This is a genomic window from Moraxella sp. CTOTU47579 (assembly GCF_032004885.1).
Taxonomy (GTDB): Bacteria; Pseudomonadota; Gammaproteobacteria; order Pseudomonadales; family Moraxellaceae; genus Faucicola; species Faucicola tetraodonis.
Map to the genome: position 1 here is coordinate 1 of NZ_DALZOJ010000023.1, position 24,383 is coordinate 24,383.

A 24,383-nucleotide genomic window follows, 5' to 3' on the forward strand; every position below is an offset into this window, starting at 1 on the left:
CTGCTTTTTTTGTTATGATAGCGCTTTTTTAAAGGGCTGCGTAACTTCAGTTAATCATAGGGATATAGGGATGTCAAAAACAGGATATGAGGTCAATTTTGATGGCTTAGTGGGGCCGACACACCATTACGCAGGGTTGTCGTTTGGCAATGAAGCTTCAACCAGCAACCGTAACCATGTCGCGAACCCAAAACTTGCCGCCAAACAAGGCTTAATCAAGATGAAAGCCTTAGCAGATATGGGGCTAAAACAAGGCGTGATTGCCCCGCAAGCTCGTCCTCACTTGCCAAGTCTACGCCAACTGGGCTTTAGAGGCGATGACGCCAATGTGATTCGTCAAGCGATGACAGTCTCGCCTAGTTTGCTGTCTAACTTGACCTCAGCGTCTTCGATGTGGGTCGCCAATGCAGCAACGGTTTCACCGTCAGCCGACAGTTACGATGGGCGGGTGCATTTTACCGCCGCCAATCTCAATAACAAATTTCATCGCTCCATTGAACATGACACTACAAGCAAAGTGCTCGCAGCGATGTTTAACAACCCCAATCACTTTGTCCATCATCCTGCCCTGCCCCCTGTGGCAATGTTTGGCGATGAAGGCGCCGCCAATCACAATCGCTTGGGGGCAAACTATGCTGACCCTGCGGTACAGGTCTTCGTGTATGGTCAGCAGTTTTTAGGCGGTGACATTGCACCCAAACGCTATCCTGCCCGTCAGTCGCTCGAAGCCAGTCAAGCCATCGCCCGTTTGCATGGTCTAGATGCGCAGCGAGTCGCTTTTATCCAGCAAAACCCCGATGCCATCGACCAAGGCGTGTTTCACAATGATGTGATTGCGGTGAGCAATCAGCAAGTATTATTTTGCCATGAAGCCGCTTTTGTCAATCAAGCCCAAGCGCTAGATGAGATTCGCCGTAAGATGGCAGGCATTGAGCAAGAATTGATTGCCATTGAAGTGCCTATCAATCGAGTAACAATAAGCGATGCCGTGGCGACTTATCTGTTTAACAGTCAGCTTTTGACCCGTCCTGATGGTGGCATGAGTATTGTCGTGCCTGAAGAATCTCGTCAGCACCCAGCGGTGTGGGCGTATTTAAACGACATGATTGCCATGGGTACGCCGATTGATGATATCAAAGTGTTTGATTTGCGAGAAAGTATGCGAAACGGTGGTGGTCCTGCGTGCTTGCGGTTGCGAGTCGCCCTCAACGACACCGAGCTACAGGCGGTCAATCCGCACGTGTTGATGAATGATGGATTGTTTGAGCGTCTAAATCGATGGGTGGATAGCCATTACCGTGATTCGTTAAGTCAAGCGGATATCGGCGACCCTGCGCTAGTACAAGAGAGTTATGAGGCGTTGGATGAATTGACCCAGATTTTGCAGTTAGGCTCGGTATATCATTTTCAGCAATAAAATTGACCAAGGTTTTATCAAAGGATAGCTTGTTATGCCAAGTTTTTTGCAAGACGTGTTAAGCCGAACACGCCCCACCACCAAAGCAGGGAAAATCCACAATATCACTTGGCAATGGCTGGGTGAAGGTGTGGTGAGTATTACCCCTGCTACTTATGACAAATCGGTGGTGATTTCGGCAGGGATTCATGGCAACGAAACTGCCCCGATTGAGATGTTAGAGCAGATTTATCAAGATATATTTGCAGGTGAGTTGACGGTCAATACCCGATTGCTGTTGATTTTGGGCAATCCTGAAGCCATTCGCCAAAACAAGCGTTTTATCGGGTTTGACATGAACCGCTTGTTTTATCAATCGTATCAACCAAACAAAACCTCGCTCACCTCTCAAGAAGCCCTGCGGGCAAAACTACTTGAACAATGGGTTGGCCAGTTTTTTGCTACGGTAGATAAGCGCCTCCCTCGTTATCATTATGACTTGCACACCGCGATTCGCTCATCGCTATTGCCCACATTTGCGTTATTTCCCTATCCAGCAACCGCGGCGGATGACTTTTTGCTCAGCAGCCTAGCGGCAGCAGAACTTGATGCCTTGGTGTATCACAATACCACGGGTAGTACGTTCACCCAATTTAGTTGCTCAGCGCACCAAGCGTTTAGTGCCACGCTAGAGCTGGGTAAAGCCAAGCCCTTTGGGCAAAATGATTTGCGTCAGTTTGCCTCTATCGACCGTGTGCTCCGAGCGATCATCAGCGGTCAGGCATTACCCGCTCGCCAAACAGCTGCGATACGGGTGTTTGATGTCAGCGATTCTATCATCAAGCAAAGCGATGAATTTGTACTATATGTCGAGCCGACTGCCCCTAATTTTACCGCCTTTGAAGCAGGCACACCGCTTGCCACTGATGGCGGTCAGACCTACATAATGCACGATGGCACGGCTTATATTTTGTTTCCCAATCCCAATGTTGCAAAAGGACTGCGCGCGGGTTTGGTATTAAAAGAGCGAATGGCTGTTTAGCTATTGCCTTTTACTAGGAAAAACTATTTACCCATTTCAACTCATGTATTCATTTGTCAAAGCCAGTTTTTAAGGTAGGACTCAGGGATATTGTTTTTACAGGATAACTTATGGAACGGACGCCAAGTTTAACCCACCGCTTATTGCGCCAAAAACCCATCGACCAATTGGTGGAGGAAACCCGCCAAGAAGGCAAACATCTTAAACGCTCGATTTCGTTGTTTCAGCTTACCATGTTTGGGGTGGGAGCAACGATTGGTACGGGTATTTTCTTTGTATTAAGTCAACAGGTTCCTGTAGCAGGCCCTGCCGTGTTGATTTCTTTTATCATTGCGGGGATTACCGCAGGTTTGACCGCACTGTGTTATGCTGAACTTAGCTCGATGATTCCTGCCTCTGGCTCGTCGTATTCCTATGCCTATGCCACGCTTGGTGAGGGGGTGGCGTTTTTGGTGGCAGCCTGTTTGATTTTGGAATACGGCGTATCAGCGGCGGCGGTGGCGATTGGCTGGAGTGAGTATTTAAATAACTTGATTGTCAATGTGTTTGGTGTGCATTTGCCGAGTTGGATGCTGTCTGCACCCCTACAGGCGGACGGTATCGCCTGTATTTTGGCGGTGATGGGGGTATCAATTTGCCTGCGTCGGTTTTGGTGTTTTTGTGCTGTGTACTGTTGATGCGTGGGGTGGCGGAGTCTGCCAAGGTCAATGCCATCATGGTAGTGGTCAAGCTTGCGGTGTTGGTGCTATTTATCGCCATTGCAGGCAGTGCATTTAATGCAGGCAATCTCACACCGTTTGCCCCACATGGCATAGCAGGGATTGGGGCGGCAGCAGGGTCTATCTTTTTTACCTTTATCGGGCTAGATGCGGTGTCTACCGCTGGCGAAGAGGTCGAAAATCCGCGCCGTAACCTGCCATTGGCGATTATTGCCGCTTTGTTTGTGGTGATTACTTTCTATATTTTGGTGGCGTTGACTGCCCTAGGCGCTCAGGCTCAAGGCTTGTTTGAAGGACAAGAAGCGGGCTTGGCGGTGATTTTGCAAAACATTACAGGCTCAAAATGGCCCGCCATCGTGCTGGCAGCAGGGGCCGTGGTGTCGGTGTTTTCGATTACGTTGGTAGTGCTGTACGGTCAAACTCGGATTTTGTTTGCCATGTCTCGAGATGGACTTGCGCCCAAGATTTTTCACCGTGTCAATCAACGCACTCTGACGCCCAATGCCAACACCTTGATTGTGGCGATCATTGTATCATTGTATCATTGATTGCCGGTTTTATCCCTGCTGACGTACTGTGGGATTTGACCAGTATGGGCACACTGATTGCCTTTACCGTGGTGTCGATTGGGGTGATTTTGCTACGCTATCGCATGCCCAATGCCCTTCGTGGCTTTAAAGTACCGCTGTTTCCTGTATTACCGATATTAAGCATTTTGGCGTGTTTGTATTTGATTTCAAGCTTAGCTATCATTGTGTATGTGATTGCAGGGATCTGGGTAGTCATAGCGGGCTGTTACTACTTTTTTGTCGCCTCAAAAAATTCAGCATTAGAAAAACACTCAGGGAGTCGAGTATGAAACTGTTAGTCGGTTATTTGGACAATGCAGTTGGCAAAGATGCGTTAAAACTTGGCATAGTATTGGCAGAAATGCTAAAAAGCGAGCTCGTGATATGTCAAATTTTGCCCAAACCTGCCAAAGCCAAAAAATCCTCCAAAGTTGATGAGGAATATCACCAGTTTTTGCATGAAGAAGCCAAAAAGTCATTGGATAAAGTCAAACTTGAAGTACCTAGCCACATTGATGCACAGTATGTGATTCGTTGCGCTGATTCTCCCGCTCAAGGTTTGCTGCAAACCGCCAAGGATATGTATGCCGATATCATTGTAATCGGCAGTGACAAAATGGCACTCAATGGCGAATTTATCTTAGGTAAAGTGACGCAATATTTGCTCAATCATGCGACGATACCTTTAGCACTTGCCCCAAAAGGATTTCATAAAAATCATGGATTTAGTGAGAAAATCACCCGTTTAAGCTGTGCAGTATCTGGCTCAAAAAAATCTTACGAACTGGCAGAAACTGCCGCAGAATGGGCGGCAATGTTTGATGTGAAGCTGCGGTTTGTCACTTTTGGGGTACGAGACACGGATATTACGCCTACGGCAGCAGGGTTTGATGCAGAGAATATCATCATCAACGAATGGCGTGACCAGCTTCAGGCAGGTTTTGACCACGCTACCGAACATTGGGAAAGCGAGGTGCCAATTAGTCTAGAGATTGGCGATGGTGATAATTGGAAAAAATCTATTCGCTCGGTAACGTGGTCACCCAATGAAATACTGCTGATTGGCTTTAACAAACCTGAAAAACTCAAACATTTATTCACCAGTCACGATTTTGACAAAATCGTGCGCTATGCTTTTGTGCCTAGACTGGTTTTACCTCGACTCGATAAATAACTGAAATAAACAAGAAGAAATGACCATGAATACTAAAAAAACCGTCACTACCGCAACCCTTGCCGCGCTCGACATGGACGACATCAAGCAATTTACCCACAAGTATGTGAGTGACCGTGCGTTACTCGACAAATTTGTGGATAATTATTACCAAAACAGTCAGCAACACTTTGGGCAGGGAGCGGAAAAGCCCTTGACTAGCGAAACCTTGGCAGGGATTGCATTAAACCATTTTAGCCTATTACAACGCCATCGCTTGGGAACCCCGCAAGTGGCAGTGTTTAACCCCGATTATGAAAGCCAACACTTTCACTCAGCACACAGCATTATTCAGATTGTGGCATCTGACCGCCCGTTTTTGGTCGATACCTTGCTGATGAGCTTAGAGTCGATGAATATCACCGTACATCGCTTGCATCACACCATCATGGCAGTCAGCCGTGACGATGCGCAGCAAGTGATAGATGTCAGCGTCAGTCAAAGTAGCGACACCAAGTTTATCTCATTGATTTATTGTGAAATTTCTCAGCAGTCAGCCGACAGACTTGCTGAGATCCAGACCGCGATTTTGGATAAAATCAAAGTGCTCGATAAGGTGGTCAATGATTGGCAAGCCATGCGACAAAAACTGATTGATGTCAAACAACAACTGGCAACTAGCCAGCTACCCGCACAACAACAAGCCGAAATCCCCGAAATTCAAGCGTTTTTAGATTGGATTTTAGACAATAATTTTATCTTTTTAGGGTATCGAGAATACCATTATCGAGATGAACCCGATGGCATCGAAATTTATCAACAAACCCAAACAGGTCTTGGGCTACTTGGCGATGACCATGATAGCAAAACCTCTAATATTCCAGCTGTTAGCACCCAAAACCTGGATCATGAAAAACCGTCTGAGAGTTTTAACCAATTGCCAAAAACGTTGCGAGCGTTGGTGAATGAACCGCAAGTGCTGTTATTGTCAAAATCTCGTCACTTATCGCCTGTGCATCGCCCTGCGTACATGGATTTTTTGGGGATTCAGCAATTTGATGATAACCGCAAAGTGATTGGCGAACACCGTTTTGTTGGCTTGCTTACCGCCAACGCCTATCAATTAAGTGTCACCCAAATCCCCATGCTTCGTCAAAAAGTCGCCAGTGTACTTGCAATGGCTCATTTGCCGACCAATGGGCACGCTTATCACAAGTTTCAGCATATTTTGAACACTTTGCCGCGCGATGACCTGTTTCAAGCCAGTAGCGAAGCCTTGTATCCGATGGTGATGGGCATCGCCAATTTGCACAACAAACACCGTTTAAGGTTGTTTGCCCGTATTGACCATTATCAACGCTTCGTGTCGTGCCTTATTTTTGTGCCACGGGATAAATTTAACACCCAACTGCGTAGGGCGATTCAACAAATTTTGCTTGACGCTTTTGGCGGTGAATCGTCACAGTTTAAGGTCGATTTTGATGAGTTGCATCATGTACGTCTGCACGTACACGTTCGCACTCAGCCAGAAAACCTCAATCACATCGACATAGATAGCCTACTACCGAGCCTTGAGGAGCAACTCAACAAGTCCATGCAAGGATGGGAAGACGAAGCAAGACAAGTGTTTGCCGATGAACTAGGCGAGGCTCAAGGCACGCAGCTGGCGGATAACTATCTAAGAAGTATCCCTTTGGCGTATCAAGAAGATTACACGCCCCGTGTCGCTTTACAAGACCTCAAACGACTCGATAGCATCGCTACCCAGCAAGCCCTACCGATGCGCTGGTATCTGTATCAAAAGACCAACGAGCCTGCCCAAAACCTGCACCTCAAAGTGTATGGCAAATCGCAACCTGCCACCTTGTCACACATTTTGCCAATTTTGGAAAACTTTGGCCTAAATGTCATCAGTTCTCAAAGTTATGAATTAGAAAATTTGGACTTGTGGATGCAGGCGTATGCCTTGCAACTGAAACACAGCACCGATGCCGCCAATGTTGATATGGCAGTGGTGGCAAAACAGGTTGAAGAAGGGCTTGGTTTGATTTGGCAAGGCGCTATCGAAAATGACAGCCTAAACCAACTGATTCTGACCACCCCACTCGATGCTCATGAAGTGGTGCTTCTGCGAGCCTTGAGCCATTATATGTTACAGGCAAAAGCCCCATTTTCATTGCCTTATATTAAGCAAACCTTGATTAAATACCCACAATTGTGTATCAGCTTTGTACAACTGTTTCACGTCAAAATGTGCCCACAAGACGTGATATTGGCAAGTGAAGTGATGTCTGACCCCACTTTAACCGTGGAAAATATTGAAGCAACCATTCAAGACACGCTCAAATCCGTGCAAACGCTCGATGAAGACCGTATTTTGCGTTGGATACTTGATTTACTGCATGCTTTACTTCGTACCAACTATTATCAGCGTGACGAACAAGGCGAGCGTAAAGACCGCTTGTCGTTTAAATTCTCTGCCAAAGACATTCCAAACTTACCAAAACCCAAGCCGATGTTTGAGATTTTTGTGTATTCGCCAAAAGTTGAAGCCGTGCACTTGCGAGGTGGCAAAGTAGCTCGGGGCGGACTGCGCTGGTCAGATCGCATGGAAGATTTCCGCACCGAAGTGTTGGGGTTGGTCAAAGCCCAAATGGTCAAAAATGCCGTGATTGTGCCTGTGGGTTCAAAGGGTGCTTTTATCGTCAAAACCAAGTCGATGAAAGACGGACGAGAAACCTATATGGCAGAAGGTGTGCGTTGTTACCAGACCTTTATCCGCGGGCTACTTGATATCACCGATAACTTGGTTGATGGTCATGTCTTACCACCTGCCAATACCCTGCGTCATGATGGTGATGACCCATATTTGGTCGTTGCCGCTGATAAAGGCACAGCGACGTTCTCCGATATTGCCAATGCCTTATCGGCTGAATACGGCTTTTGGCTAGGGGATGCCTTTGCCTCAGGTGGTTCAGTCGGTTACGACCATAAGGCGATGGGTATCACAGCAAGAGGGGCGTGGGAATCGGTAAAACGTCACTTCCGAATGATGGGCAAAGACATCCAAAACCCAAACAATCCTAATAATCAATTCACCGTGGTCGGTATTGGTGATATGGGTGGCGATGTGTTTGGCAATGGGATGTTGCTATCGCCCAATATCAAGTTGTTGGCAGCCTTTAACCACCTGCATATTTTTATCGACCCAACCCCTGACGTGGCGGCAGCCTTAAGCGAGCGTGAACGTCTGTTTAATTTGCCCCGCTCAACATGGGACGATTACAACAAAGCCTTGATTAGCCAAGGCGGCGGTGTGTTCTCTCGTCAAGACAAAGCAATCGCCATTAGTTCTGCTATGAAACAAGCATTTACCATCGAAGCCGACAGCCTTACTCCTGATGAATTAATTCACGCCTTACTAAAATCGCCTGTTGATTTAATTTGGAATGGTGGTATCGGCACGTATGTCAAAAGCACCCAAGAAAGCCACGCCGATGTTGGTGACCGCGCCAACGATGCGGTGCGGATTGATGGGCATGAACTGCAAGCCAAAGTGATTGGTGAAGGCGGTAATTTGGGCATGACCCAACGTGGGCGCATTGAGTTTGCTCAAGCAGGCGGACGACTTTACACCGATGCTATCGACAACTCAGCAGGGGTTAATTGCTCTGACCACGAAGTAAACATTAAAATCTTACTCGATGGTATCGTGGCACAAGGCGACATGACCGTCAAACAACGCAACGAACTGCTTGCCAGTATGACCGATGATGTCGCAAAGCTGGTGTTGCGTCAAAATTATCTTCAACCGCAAGCCATCGAACTATCCGCCATGCAGGCAACCGCCAATCTTAGCTTACAACAAAAATTCATGCAGTATCTTGAAAGCGAAGAGCGCTTAGATAGAGCGATTGAATTTTTGCCAAGTGATGAGGAAATCGCTCGCCGTCAAAAAGCGGGACAAGGCTTAACCAATCCTGAGCTGTCAGTGTTGTTGGCGTATGGCAAAATGTGGGTGTATGACCATCTGTTAGAATCCGATGTCCCTGATGATGGTTACTTTATTCAAGAAATGCGAAAATATTTCCCCACGGTGTTGTCTGAGCGATACTTTGAGCAAATGCAGCAAAATCCATTACACCGAGAGATTATCAGCACTTATTTGACTAACAGCTTGGTCAATCGCTTAGGTATCGAAGATATCTATCGCATGGTCGATGAGTTAGGTGTATCGATTTCTAGTGTGGTCAAATCCTATAGCGTGATGCGAGATGTGTTTGATATTTCGCAGTATTGGCAGTTGTTTGAAGCCCTAGACAATCAAATCGACTCACAGCACCAGCTAACCCTTGAGTTATGCTTACGTCAGGACTTGACCCAAAGTATGTACTGGCTGATTCAGCAGTTTGGGGAAGACTTTGATGTGACTGCGGTATCGACCCAGTTGTCCGATGGCATGGCAAGCTTGACCCGTCAAACCTTTGACAATCAGCCTCGTACCAGTTACTTTAGGGATTATCTCGATAAACTCACCGCCCAATACAGCGATATCTCGTTATTGCAGTCGCATTCTGCAACCTTGCCTGTCTCACCACAGGTGCTAGATGCGGTATGGTTTGCCAAGAAAAATAGCCAAGATGTCGAGCAAGTCACGAAAGTTTACTTTAAGGCATATGAGCTACTGCATATAGATTGGCTATTGATGCAAGTTGAATCCTTACCACAGACTAGCTACTGGGAACGCCGCGCCGCTCATGCCCTGCGTGAAGATATCATGACCACGTTTCGCCGTTATGTCAGTCAGTTTTTAGCACAGCCTGACCCACTTTCAGCGATTGAGGCGTTTGCTAGCCAACGTGGCGATACCTTGGCAGAATTGGTACAAGCCAAAGAAGGCGATTTACCCATTACCTTCGCCATTTTGTCAGTGTTAGTGAATCAGTTAAAAGAAGGCATTACTGACTAAACTTGTAATCTCTCAACACTAAAGAGGCATAAAACAAGAGCCTTAAAAAACTGGCATACTGAGAATTAGCTGTATATACATTCTTCGGTTTTATCAGTTTTTTAGGCTTTTTTGTTTTTTTAAGCTTTTTTGCTAGTGCTCAAATGTATCAACCTAGTTCTATGTTAATTTTATGAGAATTTAGTCTCGACATTGGGCATACGTGAGTGTGCGTTATCTTAAAATTGCTAAGTTCAAGTAAGATAACATTACCTCCTGACAGGTAACGGCTTGTAACCTTGAAAGCCGTAAGCCAAAATTTTTGGTCACAAGCGTTCGCTCACGTTAGTTTTACTTAAATATTAAAAATAGATATCTTTTGAACTTAGCAATTAAAACCAATTTTCCTAATCACATTAAGAGAGAAATACGTAAAATAATAAATTTTTTAAAATCAATAACTTATCATTTATTTCAAGCCAAAAAAAACCTCAAATCAGGGGAGATTTGAGGCATAAAACTTTAAAAATTTCGTTTTTAAATCCACTAAAATAAGTGGCGCAGCGGACGGGACTCGAACCCGCGACCCCCGGCGTGACAGGCCGGTATTCTAACCAACTGAACTACCACTGCACGGTAGCTGATGACGACGACCCAAACTTGTCAAATTGGTGGGTCGTGACGGATTCGAACCGCCGACATTCTGCGTGTAAGGCAGACGCTCTACCAACTGAGCTAACGACCCATCGTCTGTGGTGGGTATTATAGAGAATTTATTTTTGCTGTCAATGATTTTTTTTGGCAAATATTAAAATTTTTAAAAAATTTTGCTGAGCATGTCATGTGGTTGTCACATAAAAACCCTATCATACCTACATGGCCAGCAAGGTCATAGCTAACAATAAAAATAATAAGATAACAATAATAACAATGTCTCTATCGCTTGTCACCCAAAGGATTTAATTCCCCCAATTAAATCCTTTTTATTTTTTTCTCTCCCGCCTTTTCTCACTGTTGTGCCAGTAGTGTTTTGATATCCACCTCAAGGTCTTGGGGGGCTTTGGTCGGTGCAAAACGATCTACGACTCTGCCGTGTGCATCAACTAAAAACTTGGTAAAGTTCCATTTGATGGCGTCACCCAACATACCCTTGCCCTGTGGCTGTGATTTTAAAAACTGATAAACAGGATGGGTATCTTTACCATTGACGTCAACTTTTGCCATCATCGGAAAGGTCACGCCATAATTGATTTGGCAAAACTCACTAATTTGCGCTTCACTGCCAGGATCTTGCTGACCAAATTGGTTGCAGGGAAACCCCAACACCACCAACCCTTGGTCTTTGTAAGCTTGGTATAGCTTTTCTAAGCCCTGAAACTGTGGGGTAAAGCCGCATTTGCTTGCGGTATTCACAATCAATACGACTTTACCTCTAAGGGTGTCAAAATCAAATAGCTGACCTCGAATATCGGTCGCGGACAATTGGTAAAAATCTTCCATAGTAAATCTCCTTATTGTTAGTTAAAAAGTTGTTAGTTAAAAAATTGTAAGTTTTTCTTGCATTATTATGCTGACAAGCGTAGTTTATCTATTGGCAGTTATTCAGCCTCACTTACGCCTAAAAATGTCAGTATTTCTGACAAAAGTCTGATATGATTTATTAATACTCAAACGGAACTCCCCCGCTATGCTCACTGACGCTAAACTATCGGCTGGACAACGCTTGACGCAGCTGCGTAAAAGCAAAGGTTTGACCACTGCCGAACTTGCCGATTTAATGACCCAAGCTGGTGCTAAAGTTAGCCGTGCCGCGATTTCTAATTGGGAGCGCGGCTCCAATGGCATCGTGTCCAATAAACTGCCTGTGCTTGCCAGTCTGTTAGGGTGCAGCGAAAGCTATTTGCTATCGGGTACTGGGGTGGAAAGTCAAAGCGTCAGCACCCAAGCGTTAGCGGCGAATACGGTCAATGATACTACTGTAGCACAAGCATCAAGCGATGCCAATCAAGCGAATCCGTGGCAGGGTCAAACGGCTCAACCGACGACGCCTGCTGCTACCAATTTTCAACCCAACCATTCTAAACCTAATCCCAAACCCAATCCCAAACCTAGTAGTGATGTATCTACCATGAAAACTTTGAACAAATCCAACAAACTGCAAAACGTGTGCTATGACATTCGCGGTCCTTTGCTACAAACTGCCAACCGCATGGAGACACAAGGTCATAAAATCATCAAACTCAATGTTGGCAACCCTGCCCCATTTGGGTTTGAAGCGCCGCAAGAGATTTTATCAGATGTGGCGATGAATTTGCCCAATGCGATTGGCTATTCAGACTCTCAAGGGATTTTTGCCGCGCGTAAAGCGATTTTGCAGTATTACCAAGCCAAAGGATTGTTAGAAGCGGTAGACGTTGCCGATGTGTATTTGGGCAATGGTGTCTCTGAACTGATTGTGATGACCATGCAAGCGTTACTGGATGACGGCGATGAAGTGCTGATTCCTATGCCTGACTACCCGCTTTGGACAGCGGCGACGAATTTGGCAGGGGGTAAAGCGGTTCATTATCTGTGTAATGAAGCCGACAACTGGCAGCCAGATATTGCCGATATCGAAAGCAAAATCAATGAGCGCACCAAAGGCATTGTGGTCATCAACCCAAACAACCCAACAGGCGCGCTTTATTCTACCGAAAATTTAAAAAAAATCGTGGCACTAGCAGAAAAACACGGGCTTGTACTGATGGCGGATGAGATTTATGACCGCGTGCTGTATGATGATGCCGTGCATGTACCGATGTGCACCCTTGCCAAAAACTGCTTGGTTATCTCGTACAATGGCTTGTCAAAGTCGCACCGTATCGCAGGTTTTCGTTCAGGCTGGATGATGTTATCGGGTAAAAAACACCATGCGGCTGATTTTATTGAAGGGTTAACCATGCTATCATCGATGCGGCTGTGTGCCAATGTCCCTTCACAATACGCGATTCAAACGGCGATGGGTGGCTATCAAAGTATGCAAGCCTTGACCGCACCAACCGGTCGCCTGTATCAGCAGCGCAACATCGCTATCGAGCGCCTAAACGCCATTAAAGGTATCTCATGTACCATGCCACAAGGGGCGTTTTATTGTTTCCCAAAAATTGACCGTGACATTTATCCAATCGAAGATGATATGCAGTTTATGATGGAATTATTACTGCAAGAAAAAGTCTTGATGGTACAAGGTACCGGTTTCAACTGGCATGCACCTGACCATTTTCGCGTGGTATTTTTGCCCAATGCATCAGATTTGCATGAAGCGATGGATCGACTTGAGCGCTTTTTTGCCACAAAACGCCAAGAATATGGCACTGATTAATGTTTCATTGAAACAAAAAACCCCGAATCGTCGGGGTTTTTTATTGTGAGCAATTAATTAACTAAAGCTATTGAGATAAAGCCATTGGAATTAACCCAGTAACTCCGTTAAAAATACAGCGATGATACCAATCGGTGCGACAAATTTTACCACAATTTGCCAAATAGTCCATTTCATGCCATCGAGCCCCAATTCACGTTTTACCGATTCTTGGTTGATAAACCAGCCAATGAGGATAATGGTACCCAAACCAATCAAAGGTAGCATGATTTTACTAGAAGTATAATCGAGCGCGTCAAAGATACCTTGTGGGATGTCTTTACCGTTTTTGTGGATAGTAAATACCGCAAAATCAGACAATTTATTGAATGATAATAACGCAAGTACACCGACTGCCCACGTTGCCACTGCCCCCACTAGCGTACAGATTTTACGGCTCATTGGGGTTTTTTCTTCCAAGAATTCGACAATGGGTTCAAGAATTGAAATAGACGACGTCAATGCCGCAAAGGTCAATAACAAGAAGAATAAAGTACCTACTACCACACCTAGACTCATTTGACCAAAAGCGATTGGCAAGGTCACAAACACCAAACCGGGACCTGCCGCTGGATCAAGATGATTGCTAAATAAAATTGGGAAAATCGCAAGACCTGCCGCCAGTGAAAAGATAATATCCCAAATAATCACCGTGCGCGCGGTTGCCAATAAATCCACATCTTGTTTTAGGTATGAACCATAACTCACCATGATCGCCATACCCAGTGACAGACAGAAGAACGCATGTCCCAGTGCCGCCATCAGCACTTTACCCACACCAACTTCCTGCATACGCTGCAAGTCAAACTTAAACAAAAACTCGGCGCCTTTGGCAAAATCCATATTAATCGCGTTATATCCCACGATAAATAATAGGATAAAAGCCAACGCAGGCATCATGATTTTTGATGCTTTCTCAATACCTGCTGATACACCGCCAGCCACAATTAGCGCCGTCAATCCCATAAACGCCGTGTGCCACAACGTCATTTCGGTTGGATTTGCCAACATCGTCTCAAAAATTTTGCCAGTGGCGTCGGCATTGAGACCACCAAATGCATTGATACCGGCTTTTAAGGTGTAATTAAGCGACCAACCGCCAATCACACTATAAAATGACAAAATCATAAAAGCAGCTAAAATACCAAAGTAGCCAAGCAGACTCCAAGCAGGTGAGGTGTTATTGGCTACCGCCGCTTTGCGAAAACTTGCTGCTGGGTTACTTTGACCACGGCGACCAATCAGCCATTCAGTGACCAACACTGGAAAACCAATAAGCGCGATACTGATAATAAACACGATAACAAATGCCGAGCCACCGCTATCGCCTGTCATGTAAGGAAACTTCCAAATACTACCGAGACCGACCGCAGAACCCACGGCAGCCATTAAAAACCCAATCTTTGAGCTCCACTGGGAATGAGACGACTTGTGATTAGTGCTCATAATCCCTCCCTAATTGAATGTAAATAAATGAAAAAATTGCAACGAGAATCTTGCAGTATGTAGATTTTTCATGAATCAATAGTTAATGTCAAACTTTCTTTTCATAAAACCTAACCAAAAGTTATACAAGTAAGTTATTATTTTTTTTAATTTATATAAAACACAATAAAATCAAATATTTATAATGGTTATTTTTAAAATTCATTAAACGCAAATTATTTTTATACTAAATATTACTTTTTGGAATAAATAATTTTTGCACCTATTTGATGGCGAATTACTGGCAAAACTTAGCGGTTAATGTAAACGGTTTAAACTCGCACAATTGTGGGGATTTTGATAGCAATTTTTTGCCATTAAAGGTAAAATTTCATTTTCAAAAATTGCACGCCCAAACGTGCTGACCATTCGCAGAATGATGACAAGGGACTTATTGATGACGCAGCCTTATAACGTGTTGTTCTTGTGCAAGCACAATGCTAGCCGTAGCCTAATGGCAGAAGCCATTTTGAATAAAATTGGTGGTGACCGTTTTGTAGCCTATAGCGCAGGCGTTGAGCCATCCCCTAGCGCGCATCCATTCACGCTTGAGGTATTAAAACAAGAAGGTTATGATATCGAAAGCTTATCACCCAAATCCGTCAATCAGTTTTTACAAGACAGCGCGCCAAAGATTGATTTGGTGATTGGGCTGTGCAATTCTTTACAGCAACATGCCGACATTGATGGTAAATTCCTACTAACCGCACATTGGCATATCAATGATACCGACAGTGTATCAGCCGATAGTGATATGGAAAGAGCCGCATTTAGCCAAGTATTACGCCAACTTTCTCAGCGCATTCATTTATTGACAAACTTGCCCGAAGATAAAATCGAGCATTTGGCACATCCATCAGCGGATGCCTAACATCCCGGTAAACGATTGACCCTAAAAAAGCCCAACTGTCTTGGGCTTTTCTTTTTTCTATTTTTTTCTTTGCCTCTATATGTAGATGTGCCTCTATCAATCTATCTATGAATCAACTTTTTGCTGCATTAATGATTCAATCGCGTCCGTTGTTTTTGGCACATCACGGGTAAGAACCAGCGGCTCACCGTCGGTAATAACCACATCATCCTCAATCCGAATGCCAATACCCCGATATTTCTTGGGTACCAATGCATTGTCATGCGCAAAATACAAGCCTGGCTCAACGGTAATCACCATGCCTTTTTCAAGCTTTCTGGGTTTACCATCGTCGCCAGTGTAGCGCCCTGCATCGTGCACATCTAAGCCAAGCCAATGCCCTGTGCCATGCATATAAAACGGTAAGTAGGCTTTATCAGCAATCAACTCCTCGACATCGCCTGTCAAAATTCCCAACTCAATCAAGCCTTGGGTCAGTACTTTAAGCGCAGTTTCATGATGGATTTTGCCATGTTCGCCTGCTTTTAGGCTATTGATGGCGGCGATATTGGCATTTAGCACAATGTCATACACCTGTTTTTGCACGTCGCTGAACTTGCCACTCACAGGAAAAGTACGGCTGATATCACCGGCATAATGTTGGTATTCGGCGCCCGCATCTATCATCACCAAGTCGCCGTCGTGCAGCGGTTGGTCGTTTTCGACATAGTGCAAAATATTGGCATTGTCCCCGCCAGCAACGATACTATTATAAGAGGGTACGCAGCCGTATTGGGCAAAAGCATAATTAACTTCAGCTTCCAGTCTACTTTCATTCCCTTGATTTTTCTGCATCAAGGGTGCCACGCTTTGCATGGCGCGAATATGCCCATAAGCACTGATTTGGGCGGCGACTTTCATGCGTGCAATTTCAGACTCATCTTTTATCAGCCGCATTTCATTGATAAGGCTATCAATATTGGTGATGGTATCGACCATACCTTCCCCGCGCTGCAGTTGCTTGGCTTGATTAAGCCAGTCAATCAGCTCATTATTAAAGCGGGCAAACACGTGTTTTTTACCAAAAATCAGGGTTGGCATCACCTCATCAATTTTGCCAATGGCAATCGCTTTATCCACGCCAAAATCTGCAGTTGCACCTTCAAGCCCTACGCGCTTACCATCCCAAATCTCACGTAGTTTGTCTTTTTCACGTAAAAATAACGTGTAGTTGACAGCATGGTCAGTTTTTTCCAAAACCATGACGGATTCTGGCTCGGCAAAGCCAGTCAGGTAGAAAAAACTGCTGTCGGCGCGGTATTTATACTCAGCATCGTTGTTGCGGATATGAGCGGGTGCCGTTTGCAAAATCGCAATGCTATTGTTTGGCAAGGCTTCAGCAAGTTTGGCACGGCGTTTGGCAAATTGGCTTTGGGGAAGCTTTGGCAACAACTGTATGGTTAATTGATTTGACATGATATTTCCAGAAAATTTAATGGCTGTCACAGCATTGTTGAAGAATTTGCTGTAAGAAGCTTTCGCATTTTGCTAATTGGTTTAGACTGACAAACTCATTGGCTTTATGGGCATTGCCAATATCGCCAGGTCCGCAAATCACCGTCGGAATACCTGCATTGGTAAACTGCCCGCCTTCGGTGGCATACGCTACTTTATGGCGCTGCTGTTCATCTACCAAATTTTCTATGAGCTGTTGCAAGGCTTGGCTATCTATATCGGTCATCGCAGGGACATTTTCGTTGCGAGTTAGTTCAATCCCTGTGTCGCTGTCAATGGCGTGCATCTTAGGCTCAAGGGTTTTGATAAAGGCGCGAATCGGCTCAATCACTTGGCTTTCATTCATATGCGGCAAATTGCGATAATCAAAGGTGAATTCGCACAGGTTGGGCACGATATTGGTTGCTGTGCCGCCGGTAATAGTGCCCACTGACAAGGTCGAAAATGGTACGTCAAACGCCATGTCTTGGTCGTTACGTTGTTGCAATTGTTCGGCAAGTTTATCAATAAAATTGATAATTTTACTAGCATAGCTGATGGCATTGACGCCTTGCGGGGTCAGCGATGAATGCACCGATTTGCCATGCACGCGGCAGCGATACACTTGGATGCCTTTATGCGCGGTGACCATTTTCATCATGGTCGGCTCACCGACGATACAGTAGTCTGGCTTAATCCCTTGCGCTTTTAAATCTGCAAGCAGTAATGGCGCACCCAAACAACCCACTTCTTCGTCATACGACAGTGCCAGATGAATCGGTTTGTTGAGCATCCTATTGCGGCTTGCTTGCACCACAGATGGCAACAGGGTTAAGGCACAAGCAATAAAGCCTTTCATATCACAAGCCCCACGCCCGTATAGCTTATCTTCCATAATGGTCGCCACAAACGGATCGGTATCCCATGCCTGCCCATCAACGGGCACCACATCCGTATGCCCCGAAAACACAAAACCCCCTGTCGTTACAGTATCACCCTTACCCATTGCAGGTACAGTCACAAAGAGGTTGGCTTTGGTATTATCGGCATTAAAGGTCAAACGTGGCGACAACCCCAACTGCTCACAATAGCCCGCCACATACTCAATCAATTGCAAATTGGAGTAGCGACTGACAGTATTAAAACCAATCAGTTTTGTTAACCAGTCTACGGCGTTGGATGGATAGCCCATAGTCGTTCCATTTTTATAAATTTTAAACCATTAAAACACCCTATCAGGGTAAATTTAGTCGAAATAGGCTGTTAGCATCAATTCGGCTTTTTACCGGTCATGGCATCTATGACCATATGGGTAACAAAATCATCATTAGTATCTTTTTCTGCTTCCCAATCGAGTTCATCATCACGTAGCTGCTCAATAAAATCCAAATGCTCCTCATCAATCTCTTGGGCTTTGCCCACAGGGCGATTCATGGCAAATCCTGCGATGAGCGGCAACTTGGCGACTGATTTACGCACTCGCCCTTGTGACACACTCACAGGAATCATGCGCACAAACTCAAGTAGCTCCATATATTCAACTTCACCTTCAGCATTGTCTGTCCCTTGCAGTGCCTCATCATACGCATCAATCCGCAGCGCGCCGATTTTTGCCAAGTCATTAAATAGGCTATTTTCTTCCGGACGTAGCGCACTATCGGTGACACCAAAGCCTGTCAAAAAGCCATTTGCCCAGTTCTTAAGTGCCATCAAACGCTCATAGAGTGGATGGTCGTCATCAGGCAACAACGGCATAAACTGGTAGCTATCAGCATCATCGGTTAACACCGCCACCATATCCTCGCCCTCTTCAGTCACTATCTCTAACGCTTTTGGCTCAAGCTCGGTAAAACTCAGCTCAGTCAGTAGCAGTTGCCACTCTTGCTCGGTTGGCGCATCACATACACTTAGCACCCCTGAGATTAGCCCATGTAACTCACTAATTGTGACGTCATGCCAATCCTCAAATGCTTGTGTCCAATCCTGCCAACCTGAAATATAATCATCCATCGCTTTACCCTTTTTTCACAAAAAATTATATCAACATTGAGATAATACTAGCCTTAATGCGGTCAACTATGGCATTATTAAAGTGGTAAAATAATATAAGTATCACTCAAATTTTAAGCCTTCACGCTATAGCTATACCAAAAAAGCCTTTTGCTATTCATGTCAATGAGCGCCCATCACGTCGCTCTTGATGATTTACTTGATTATTCACTCGATTATTCACTCGATTACTGACTAGACATCATATCATGAGCACCCTAATTGACCAACTGACCCAGCTACAAACCGCATTGACTAAGCTTCGCGATAAATATCAATTCGCCAGTAGCGAGCTAACCCGTATTAAAGCACAGCCAACTGTTACCGCAGATCAACTGCAAGCGGTACAAGCTAAGCTCGATGCCAGCAAAGAACTGCAGCAAAATTTGGAACAACAACTTGCCAGACAAGCCGAAGAGTATCAAGCCCTCGAGCAGCGCTATCAGTCACTTGCCGAATCTCACAACATGCTAAGTACCGAATACGAACAAACCCAAAACCAATTACAGATTTTTACCACACAAAATCAAAAACTGATTGAAAAAAATCGCGTTGCGGCAGAGCATACCAAGCTTGTGTTAGAGCGCTTGGCAAAAATTGACAGCGAAAACTAACCCGCCCCTATTTAAGCCAGCCTTAGTGATGTTTAAAACATTTGAATACGTTAGGAAAATCTTATGGCATCTGCCCAAAGCATTAAAAAAGTTGATATCCTGATCAATGGTCGTAGCTATACCATTAACTGCCCAGAATCGGAAGAGCCTGCGTTGCAGCGTGCGGCAAGCTATATTAACCAGTTTATGCAAGAGGTACGCCGCCAAGCGCCTCAGCTACCCCAAGAAGAATTATTGGTACTATGCGCGTTGACCTTGTTTGAAAAATCAGAAAACTTACAACGCTATCAAGAAAACGAAAGCCAAGCGCAAGACCTGGTGGGTAAAATGTTAGAAGACGTTGTGCGTTTTGCCTGATGTCTGTAGTGTAAAATAAAATTCGACTAATTTTGAGCGCGCTGGTATTGTTTGCCAGCATGAAAATCCGCTTGGTGTTCTTGATTACAAAAGAACTTATCCCCTTCTACAATCCCTCGCCACTCTGCTAACGTATGATGGCAAAAATCACACGCACGTGGCTCGGTACTCTCGCCCGGCTGCGGTTGTAAATAGCCTTTCGGTGGTCGCGGATACATCCATTTCATCCCAACCCAGCTAAGCCCCATAATCACCAAAACTACAAAAATTGCGGTAAACATCGCTTCACCTCATTGTCTAATGAACGAATCATCGTTGCCAATTAAGAATTATGACTGCTTGTTAATTAGTATTGTAAGGTTTGATTATACTGCAAAAAATCGCGCATTGATGGGTTATTCATGCTATGTTTAAGCTAATTTTACCAGTTGCAGCGTCTTTCGGTCGTAGCGTCTAAAGATTGCAATTGTAAACATATCATAAAGCGATATAATGTAGAATAATTTTATCTTGTAATGCCATCGCTGTTGCCACCCATAATTATAATAGCGGCATCATGCTTGCATACCGTTTTAGACGGATATGACTAAAGGGACGACCCCATAACAAATTTTTACTGAAGGATTTTTCATGTCACACCTTGATTTAACCCCAGATGATAGCGTAGCAACGCAGCTGCCGAGTGAGTCAATGACCGTCGAAGCTACTACGCCAAACCAACCAGCAAACCCACAGCCAGTTTCTCAAAAACCTGCTCAGCCAACTTCTCAATCAGTTTCTCAGTCAACCACTCAGTCATCAAGCCAATCGACTAGCCAAGCAGATTCTATGGTGGGGCTAAAAATTGCGGTGGCACAGCAGCAATTTATTGTCGGCGATGTCATCAATAATGCCAAAAAAATGGTAGAACTGGCTAAAGATGCCCGTGACAAGGGTGCCAATATTATTGTCTTTCCTGAGTTATCACTGCTGGGTTATCCGCCTGAAGATTTGTTATTACGTCCAAGTCTTGCCTCACGTGTGAAACTTGCTTTTGAATTGCTCTACACGGTCAAAGATATCGTAATGCTAGTGGGTTATCCGCACATTGACCCCAATGGCACGTTTAACTCAGTGGCTATCATTCACAATGGTCAGCAAAAAGGCTTTTATCACAAACAATGTTTGCCAAACTATGGCGTGTTTGATGAACGCCGCTATTTTAATACCGGTCACAACCAAGTGTTGTTTGACTATCAAGGACTCACCATTGGACTACTTATCTGTGAAGACTTATGGCAAGACGCTCCCATTCGCGCACTCAAAGAAAAAGGTGCAGAAATCATCATCAGCCTCAATGCCTCGCCCTTTGAGCAAAACAAGCAAGAACAACGTAAGGCTTTATTAAAAAGCCGTGCCACTGAGCACAATATCCCGATTGTGTATGCCAATAGCGTGGGCGGTCAGGATGACTTGGTGTTTGATGGCGGCTCGATGGTGGTCAACGCTCAAGGTAAAATCGTGCAAGAAGCGCCAAGATTTTTGCAGCATACCCTGTATGTGGTTGCTCGTCACGATGCCCAAAGCGGTCAAGTGATATTATCAGAACAGCGCAAATCACCGCTTGCACTTAGCCAAATCGCTGAAACTTATCAAGCGCTGGTTGTCGGCTTGCGTGATTATGTCAATCATTCTGGCTTTAAAGGCGTATTGGTTGGGTTGTCAGGCGGGATAGACTCGGCGCTCACGCTATGTATCGCCGTTGATGCCTTAGGTGCGGACAAAGTTTATGCGGTTATGATGCCCTATGAGTACACCTCGCAAATCAGCCTGCAAGACGCGCAGGCGCAGGCACACCGGCTCAACGTGTCTTACACCGTGTGCCCGATTCATGCCGCCGTTGAAGGCATGCGTCATACACTAGAGCCGATGTTTAGCAACACCACCGCCGACACCACGGAAGAAAATATCCAAGCCCGTGCGCGCGGCATGATTCTGATGGCATTGTCCAACAAATTTGGTCATCTAGTCATCACCACAGGCAACAAGTCAGAGATGGCCGTGGGCTATGCGACATTGTATGGGGATATGGCAGGCGGATTTGATGTCTTAAAAGATGTGTATAAAACCCAAGTATATGCCCTCGCCAACTATCGCAACCGCCTAGAAGAAACGCCGGTGATTCCTGAGCGTGTGATTACGCGTCCGCCTTCTGCCGAGCTTCGACCCGACCAAAAGGACCAAGACAGTCTGCCCGATTATGATACCCTCGATAAAATGCTGGAGCTGTATATCGATCGCGACTTTGGGTATGATGCGATTGTAGAAGCCGGTTATGATAAAGATGTGGTGAAAAAAGTACTCAGCATGGTAGACCGCAATGAATACAAACGTCGTCAAGCGGCGATTGGCACCAAGATTACCCACCGCGCCTTTGGGCGTGAGCGTCGCTACCCACTCGTCAATCACTGGTCGCTAGAGTTTCCAAAACTCTAACTTCCAAAGCTCTAATTTCCAAAATTCTAAGGCGGCACAACACAAAAAGACTGCGATTTGGCAGTCTTTTTTTTATCTGTCGCAAAGCATGTATCGGAAATTATGTATCACAAAGCATATATCGTAAAGCTTGCACGACAGTTAGGTCATTGTCACATCCAAATGCAAGCTTTCTTTAATCTCTTCCATCACAATCAAACTGTGGGTTTCCACCGCCGCTGGCAATTGTTTTAAGATATTGCCCAGTAACTTGCGGTAAGAACTCATCTCTTTTAGCCGCGCTTTGACCAAAAAATCAAACTCACCCGAAATCAAATGACATTCCAGTATCTCTGGAATTTCTGACAGTTTTTTGCTCACTTGCTCAAAGACATCGCCCGACTTGGTAGATAGCTTTATCTCCAGAAACACCAACAAGCTTTTATTGACCAAATTTGGATTTAACCGCGCATGATAACCTGTGATAATACCTTCACGCTCCAGCCGTTTAACTCGGTCTGAGCAAGGGGTGGTTGATAGGTTAACTCTGGCGGCCAATTCGCTGATAGAAATTCGGGCTTGTTGTTGCAAGATTTCAAGGATTAAACGGTCGGTACGGTCTAAAGTGCGCATAGCAAAATGAAAACCCTGTTTTTTGATGATTGGCATGATAAAACCGATAATATCAGCAAAATTCTAGCATAAAAACAGCAAAATTCACTGCAAAACTTTGCTTATACTAGCGAAATCAACTGATAATTAAGCAGATATTTGGGGGTGGGTATGCGCGTATTGGTATTGGGTAGTGGCGTAATCGGGGTGACAAGTGCCTATTATTTAGCCAAGCAAGGCGTAGAAGTCACGGTGATTGACCGCCAAGCGGGTGCCGCACAAGAAACCAGTTTTGGCAATGCTGGGCAAATCTCCCCTGGCTACTCTACCCCTTGGGCAGCGCCTGGTATTCCATTGAAGGCGGTTAAATGGTTATTCCAACAACACGCCCCTTTAGCCATCAAATTAGATGGTAGTCTGTGGCAGTTACAATGGATGCTACAAATGCTCAAAAACTGCAATACCAAGCGCTATGCCATCAACAAAGAGCGTATGGTACGAGTGGCAGAATACAGCCGCGACTGTCTGCAACAGTTGCGTCAAGACACCGGCATTCACTACGAAAACCGCTCACAAGGCACATTACAAGTTTTTCGCAAACCCGCCCAACTAGAGGCTGTACAGCAAGATATTAAGGTGTTACAAGATTCAGGCGTGCCTTTTAAGCTGATTGATAACAGCAAGGCGTTGGCTGATATTGAGCCTGCGTTAGTAAATGCTACTGATAAGCTGGTTGGCGGATTGCATTTGCCGCATGATGAAACAGGCGATTGCTTTTTGTTTTGCCAAGCATTAGCGCAACAAGCCAAAGCGCTAGGGGTGAAATTTTTATACAATCAAACCATCGAAAAGCTGGTAGTCGATGCTGGGGCGATTAAAGGGGTGCTGGTAAATGGTGAGTTATTAACGGCAGACCAGTATGTATTGGCGTTGGGCAGTTATTCGCGGGCGCTTTTGCAACCGCTGCAGCTTAATCTGCCTGTGTACCCTGTCAAAGGCTACTCACTGACTGTGCCGATTATCAATGCTGATTTAGCGCCCCAATCAACGGTGCTTGATGAAACCTATAAAATCGCCATTACTCGCTTTGACAACCGCATTCGCGTAGGCGGTATGGCAGAATTAAGTGGTGTTGATGTAAGTCTAAACCCCCAGCGCCGTGCCACACTCGAAATGGTCACGCAGGACTTATACCAAACCCATAAAATATAGTATTATAGCTATATGAAAGAATCAAACCC

The 24,383-nt window shown here is 45.1% G+C and carries 19 protein-coding genes, 2 tRNA genes and 1 pseudogene; 13 read left to right on the forward strand and 9 right to left on the reverse strand.

Annotation, left to right across the window (positions count from 1 at the left end):
• The first annotated feature begins 70 nt into the window (after positions 1-70).
• The 7 genes from astB (at position 71) to RTP55_RS10490 (ending at position 9,848) form a co-directional block, all read left to right on the forward strand.
• Positions 71-1,417 (forward strand): N-succinylarginine dihydrolase, encoded by a 1,347-nt coding sequence (astB, locus tag RTP55_RS10460; RefSeq protein WP_312385957.1) that lies wholly within the window; start codon positions 71-73, stop codon positions 1,415-1,417.
• 34 nt (positions 1,418-1,451) lie between these two features.
• A complete protein-coding gene (astE, locus tag RTP55_RS10465) occupies positions 1,452-2,438 on the forward strand; it encodes a succinylglutamate desuccinylase (protein WP_312385958.1) in 987 nt (328 codons plus the stop codon).
• A gap of 110 nt (positions 2,439-2,548) precedes the next feature.
• Positions 2,549-3,115 (forward strand): APC family permease, encoded by a 567-nt coding sequence (locus RTP55_RS10470; protein ID WP_257619556.1) that lies wholly within the window; start codon positions 2,549-2,551, stop codon positions 3,113-3,115.
• Positions 3,073-3,705, forward strand: a complete 633-nt coding sequence (locus RTP55_RS10475; protein ID WP_257619555.1) for an amino acid permease — start codon at positions 3,073-3,075, stop codon at positions 3,703-3,705. The genes RTP55_RS10470 and RTP55_RS10475 overlap by 43 nt, the downstream gene beginning before the upstream one ends.
• Complete coding sequence (locus tag RTP55_RS10480; protein WP_257619554.1) at positions 3,702-4,016, forward strand: amino acid permease C-terminal domain-containing protein; 315 nt, start codon at positions 3,702-3,704, stop codon at positions 4,014-4,016. Before RTP55_RS10475 ends, RTP55_RS10480 begins: the two co-directional genes overlap by 4 nt.
• Positions 4,013-4,900 carry a universal stress protein gene (locus RTP55_RS10485; RefSeq protein ID WP_312385962.1) on the forward strand — a complete coding sequence of 296 codons (888 nt, stop codon included), beginning with the start codon at positions 4,013-4,015 and terminating at the stop codon, positions 4,898-4,900. Before RTP55_RS10480 ends, RTP55_RS10485 begins: the two co-directional genes overlap by 4 nt.
• 25 nt (positions 4,901-4,925) lie before the next feature.
• Entirely contained in the window at positions 4,926-9,848 is a 4,923-nt protein-coding gene (locus RTP55_RS10490) for an NAD-glutamate dehydrogenase (protein ID WP_312385964.1), read from the forward strand.
• A gap of 535 nt (positions 9,849-10,383) precedes the next feature.
• Here the strand turns inward: RTP55_RS10490 and RTP55_RS10495 are convergent.
• The 3 genes from RTP55_RS10495 to RTP55_RS10505 form a co-directional block, all read right to left on the reverse strand.
• Positions 10,384-10,460, reverse strand: a tRNA-Asp gene (locus RTP55_RS10495).
• Positions 10,461-10,496: 36 nt separating this feature from the next.
• Positions 10,497-10,572, reverse strand: a tRNA-Val gene (locus RTP55_RS10500).
• A 263-nt stretch (positions 10,573-10,835) separates the two neighbouring features.
• Entirely contained in the window at positions 10,836-11,327 is a 492-nt protein-coding gene (locus tag RTP55_RS10505; RefSeq protein WP_159675923.1) for a glutathione peroxidase, read from the reverse strand.
• A 187-nt stretch (positions 11,328-11,514) separates the two neighbouring features.
• On the opposite strand from RTP55_RS10505, the gene RTP55_RS10510 reads away from it, so the two are divergent.
• A complete protein-coding gene (locus RTP55_RS10510; protein WP_312385966.1) occupies positions 11,515-13,188 on the forward strand; it encodes an aminotransferase class I/II-fold pyridoxal phosphate-dependent enzyme in 1,674 nt (557 codons plus the stop codon).
• Positions 13,189-13,278: 90 nt separating this feature from the next.
• On the opposite strand, the gene RTP55_RS10515 is transcribed toward RTP55_RS10510, so the two are convergent.
• Positions 13,279-14,673 carry a sodium-dependent transporter gene (locus RTP55_RS10515; RefSeq protein ID WP_050325993.1) on the reverse strand — a complete coding sequence of 465 codons (1,395 nt, stop codon included), beginning with the start codon at positions 14,671-14,673 and terminating at the stop codon, positions 13,279-13,281.
• Positions 14,674-15,109: 436 nt separating this feature from the next.
• Here RTP55_RS10515 and RTP55_RS10520 point away from each other — a divergent pair, with 436 nt between their 5' ends.
• The gene (locus RTP55_RS10520; RefSeq protein ID WP_312385967.1) at positions 15,110-15,583 is read left to right on the forward strand and encodes an arsenate reductase ArsC; all 474 of its coding nucleotides are present in this window, start codon (positions 15,110-15,112) and stop codon (positions 15,581-15,583) included.
• Positions 15,584-15,688: 105 nt separating this feature from the next.
• Here RTP55_RS10520 and RTP55_RS10525 read toward each other — a convergent pair whose 3' ends face one another.
• From RTP55_RS10525 to RTP55_RS10535, 3 genes are all read right to left on the reverse strand, one after another.
• On the reverse strand, positions 15,689-17,038 hold the full coding sequence (locus tag RTP55_RS10525) for an aminopeptidase P N-terminal domain-containing protein (RefSeq protein WP_312385968.1): 1,350 nt from the start codon (positions 17,036-17,038) through the stop codon (positions 15,689-15,691).
• A 16-nt stretch (positions 17,039-17,054) separates the two neighbouring features.
• Entirely contained in the window at positions 17,055-18,248 is a 1,194-nt protein-coding gene (gene argE, locus RTP55_RS10530; protein ID WP_312385970.1) for an acetylornithine deacetylase, read from the reverse strand.
• 77 nt (positions 18,249-18,325) lie between these two features.
• Positions 18,326-19,066 (reverse strand): UPF0149 family protein, encoded by a 741-nt coding sequence (locus tag RTP55_RS10535; protein WP_282842265.1) that lies wholly within the window; start codon positions 19,064-19,066, stop codon positions 18,326-18,328.
• 248 nt (positions 19,067-19,314) lie between these two features.
• On the opposite strand from RTP55_RS10535, the gene RTP55_RS10540 reads away from it, so the two are divergent.
• Together RTP55_RS10540 and RTP55_RS10545 are read left to right on the forward strand one after the other, a co-directional pair.
• Entirely contained in the window at positions 19,315-19,719 is a 405-nt protein-coding gene (locus RTP55_RS10540; protein WP_312385974.1) for a hypothetical protein, read from the forward strand.
• Between the two features lie 63 nt (positions 19,720-19,782).
• Complete coding sequence (locus RTP55_RS10545; RefSeq protein WP_060996063.1) at positions 19,783-20,076, forward strand: cell division protein ZapA; 294 nt, start codon at positions 19,783-19,785, stop codon at positions 20,074-20,076.
• A 26-nt stretch (positions 20,077-20,102) separates the two neighbouring features.
• On the opposite strand, the gene RTP55_RS10550 is transcribed toward RTP55_RS10545, so the two are convergent.
• On the reverse strand, positions 20,103-20,357 hold the full coding sequence (locus RTP55_RS10550) for a hypothetical protein (protein WP_312385976.1): 255 nt from the start codon (positions 20,355-20,357) through the stop codon (positions 20,103-20,105).
• Between the two features lie 547 nt (positions 20,358-20,904).
• Here RTP55_RS10550 and RTP55_RS10555 point away from each other — a divergent pair.
• Complete coding sequence (locus RTP55_RS10555) at positions 20,905-22,551, forward strand: NAD+ synthase (RefSeq protein ID WP_175405743.1); 1,647 nt, start codon at positions 20,905-20,907, stop codon at positions 22,549-22,551.
• A gap of 141 nt (positions 22,552-22,692) precedes the next feature.
• Here the strand turns inward: RTP55_RS10555 and RTP55_RS10560 are convergent, their stop codons facing one another.
• A complete protein-coding gene (locus RTP55_RS10560) occupies positions 22,693-23,163 on the reverse strand; it encodes a winged helix-turn-helix transcriptional regulator (RefSeq protein ID WP_060996073.1) in 471 nt (156 codons plus the stop codon).
• Between the two features lie 150 nt (positions 23,164-23,313).
• Between RTP55_RS10560 and RTP55_RS10565 the strand changes: the two are divergent.
• Positions 23,314-24,336 (forward strand): annotated as a pseudogene (locus tag RTP55_RS10565) (D-amino acid dehydrogenase); the annotation flags it as partial.
• Positions 24,337-24,383: the final 47 nt, after the last annotated feature.

What these genes read in the sequence shown, in the direction of transcription:
- RTP55_RS10515 (WP_050325993.1), bottom strand. Translation starts at nt 14,673, where the DNA reads ATGAGCACTAATCACAAGTCGTCTCATTCCCAGTGGAGCTCAAAGATT.
- RTP55_RS10490 (WP_312385964.1), top strand. Translation starts at nt 4,926, where the DNA reads ATGAATACTAAAAAAACCGTCACTACCGCAACCCTTGCCGCGCTCGAC.
- RTP55_RS10560 (WP_060996073.1), bottom strand. Translation starts at nt 23,163, where the DNA reads ATGCGCACTTTAGACCGTACCGACCGTTTAATCCTTGAAATCTTGCAA.
- RTP55_RS10550 (WP_312385976.1), bottom strand. Translation starts at nt 20,357, where the DNA reads ATGTTTACCGCAATTTTTGTAGTTTTGGTGATTATGGGGCTTAGCTGG.
- RTP55_RS10520 (WP_312385967.1), top strand. Translation starts at nt 15,110, where the DNA reads ATGACGCAGCCTTATAACGTGTTGTTCTTGTGCAAGCACAATGCTAGC.
- RTP55_RS10505 (WP_159675923.1), bottom strand. Translation starts at nt 11,327, where the DNA reads ATGGAAGATTTTTACCAATTGTCCGCGACCGATATTCGAGGTCAGCTA.
- RTP55_RS10485 (WP_312385962.1), top strand. Translation starts at nt 4,013, where the DNA reads ATGAAACTGTTAGTCGGTTATTTGGACAATGCAGTTGGCAAAGATGCG.
- RTP55_RS10535 (WP_282842265.1), bottom strand. Translation starts at nt 19,066, where the DNA reads ATGGATGATTATATTTCAGGTTGGCAGGATTGGACACAAGCATTTGAG.
- astE (WP_312385958.1), top strand. Translation starts at nt 1,452, where the DNA reads ATGCCAAGTTTTTTGCAAGACGTGTTAAGCCGAACACGCCCCACCACC.
- RTP55_RS10545 (WP_060996063.1), top strand. Translation starts at nt 19,783, where the DNA reads ATGGCATCTGCCCAAAGCATTAAAAAAGTTGATATCCTGATCAATGGT.
- RTP55_RS10470 (WP_257619556.1), top strand. Translation starts at nt 2,549, where the DNA reads ATGGAACGGACGCCAAGTTTAACCCACCGCTTATTGCGCCAAAAACCC.
- RTP55_RS10525 (WP_312385968.1), bottom strand. Translation starts at nt 17,038, where the DNA reads ATGTCAAATCAATTAACCATACAGTTGTTGCCAAAGCTTCCCCAAAGC.
- RTP55_RS10555 (WP_175405743.1), top strand. Translation starts at nt 20,905, where the DNA reads ATGGTGGGGCTAAAAATTGCGGTGGCACAGCAGCAATTTATTGTCGGC.
- astB (WP_312385957.1), top strand. Translation starts at nt 71, where the DNA reads ATGTCAAAAACAGGATATGAGGTCAATTTTGATGGCTTAGTGGGGCCG.
- RTP55_RS10540 (WP_312385974.1), top strand. Translation starts at nt 19,315, where the DNA reads ATGAGCACCCTAATTGACCAACTGACCCAGCTACAAACCGCATTGACT.
- argE (WP_312385970.1), bottom strand. Translation starts at nt 18,248, where the DNA reads ATGGGCTATCCATCCAACGCCGTAGACTGGTTAACAAAACTGATTGGT.
- RTP55_RS10510 (WP_312385966.1), top strand. Translation starts at nt 11,515, where the DNA reads ATGCTCACTGACGCTAAACTATCGGCTGGACAACGCTTGACGCAGCTG.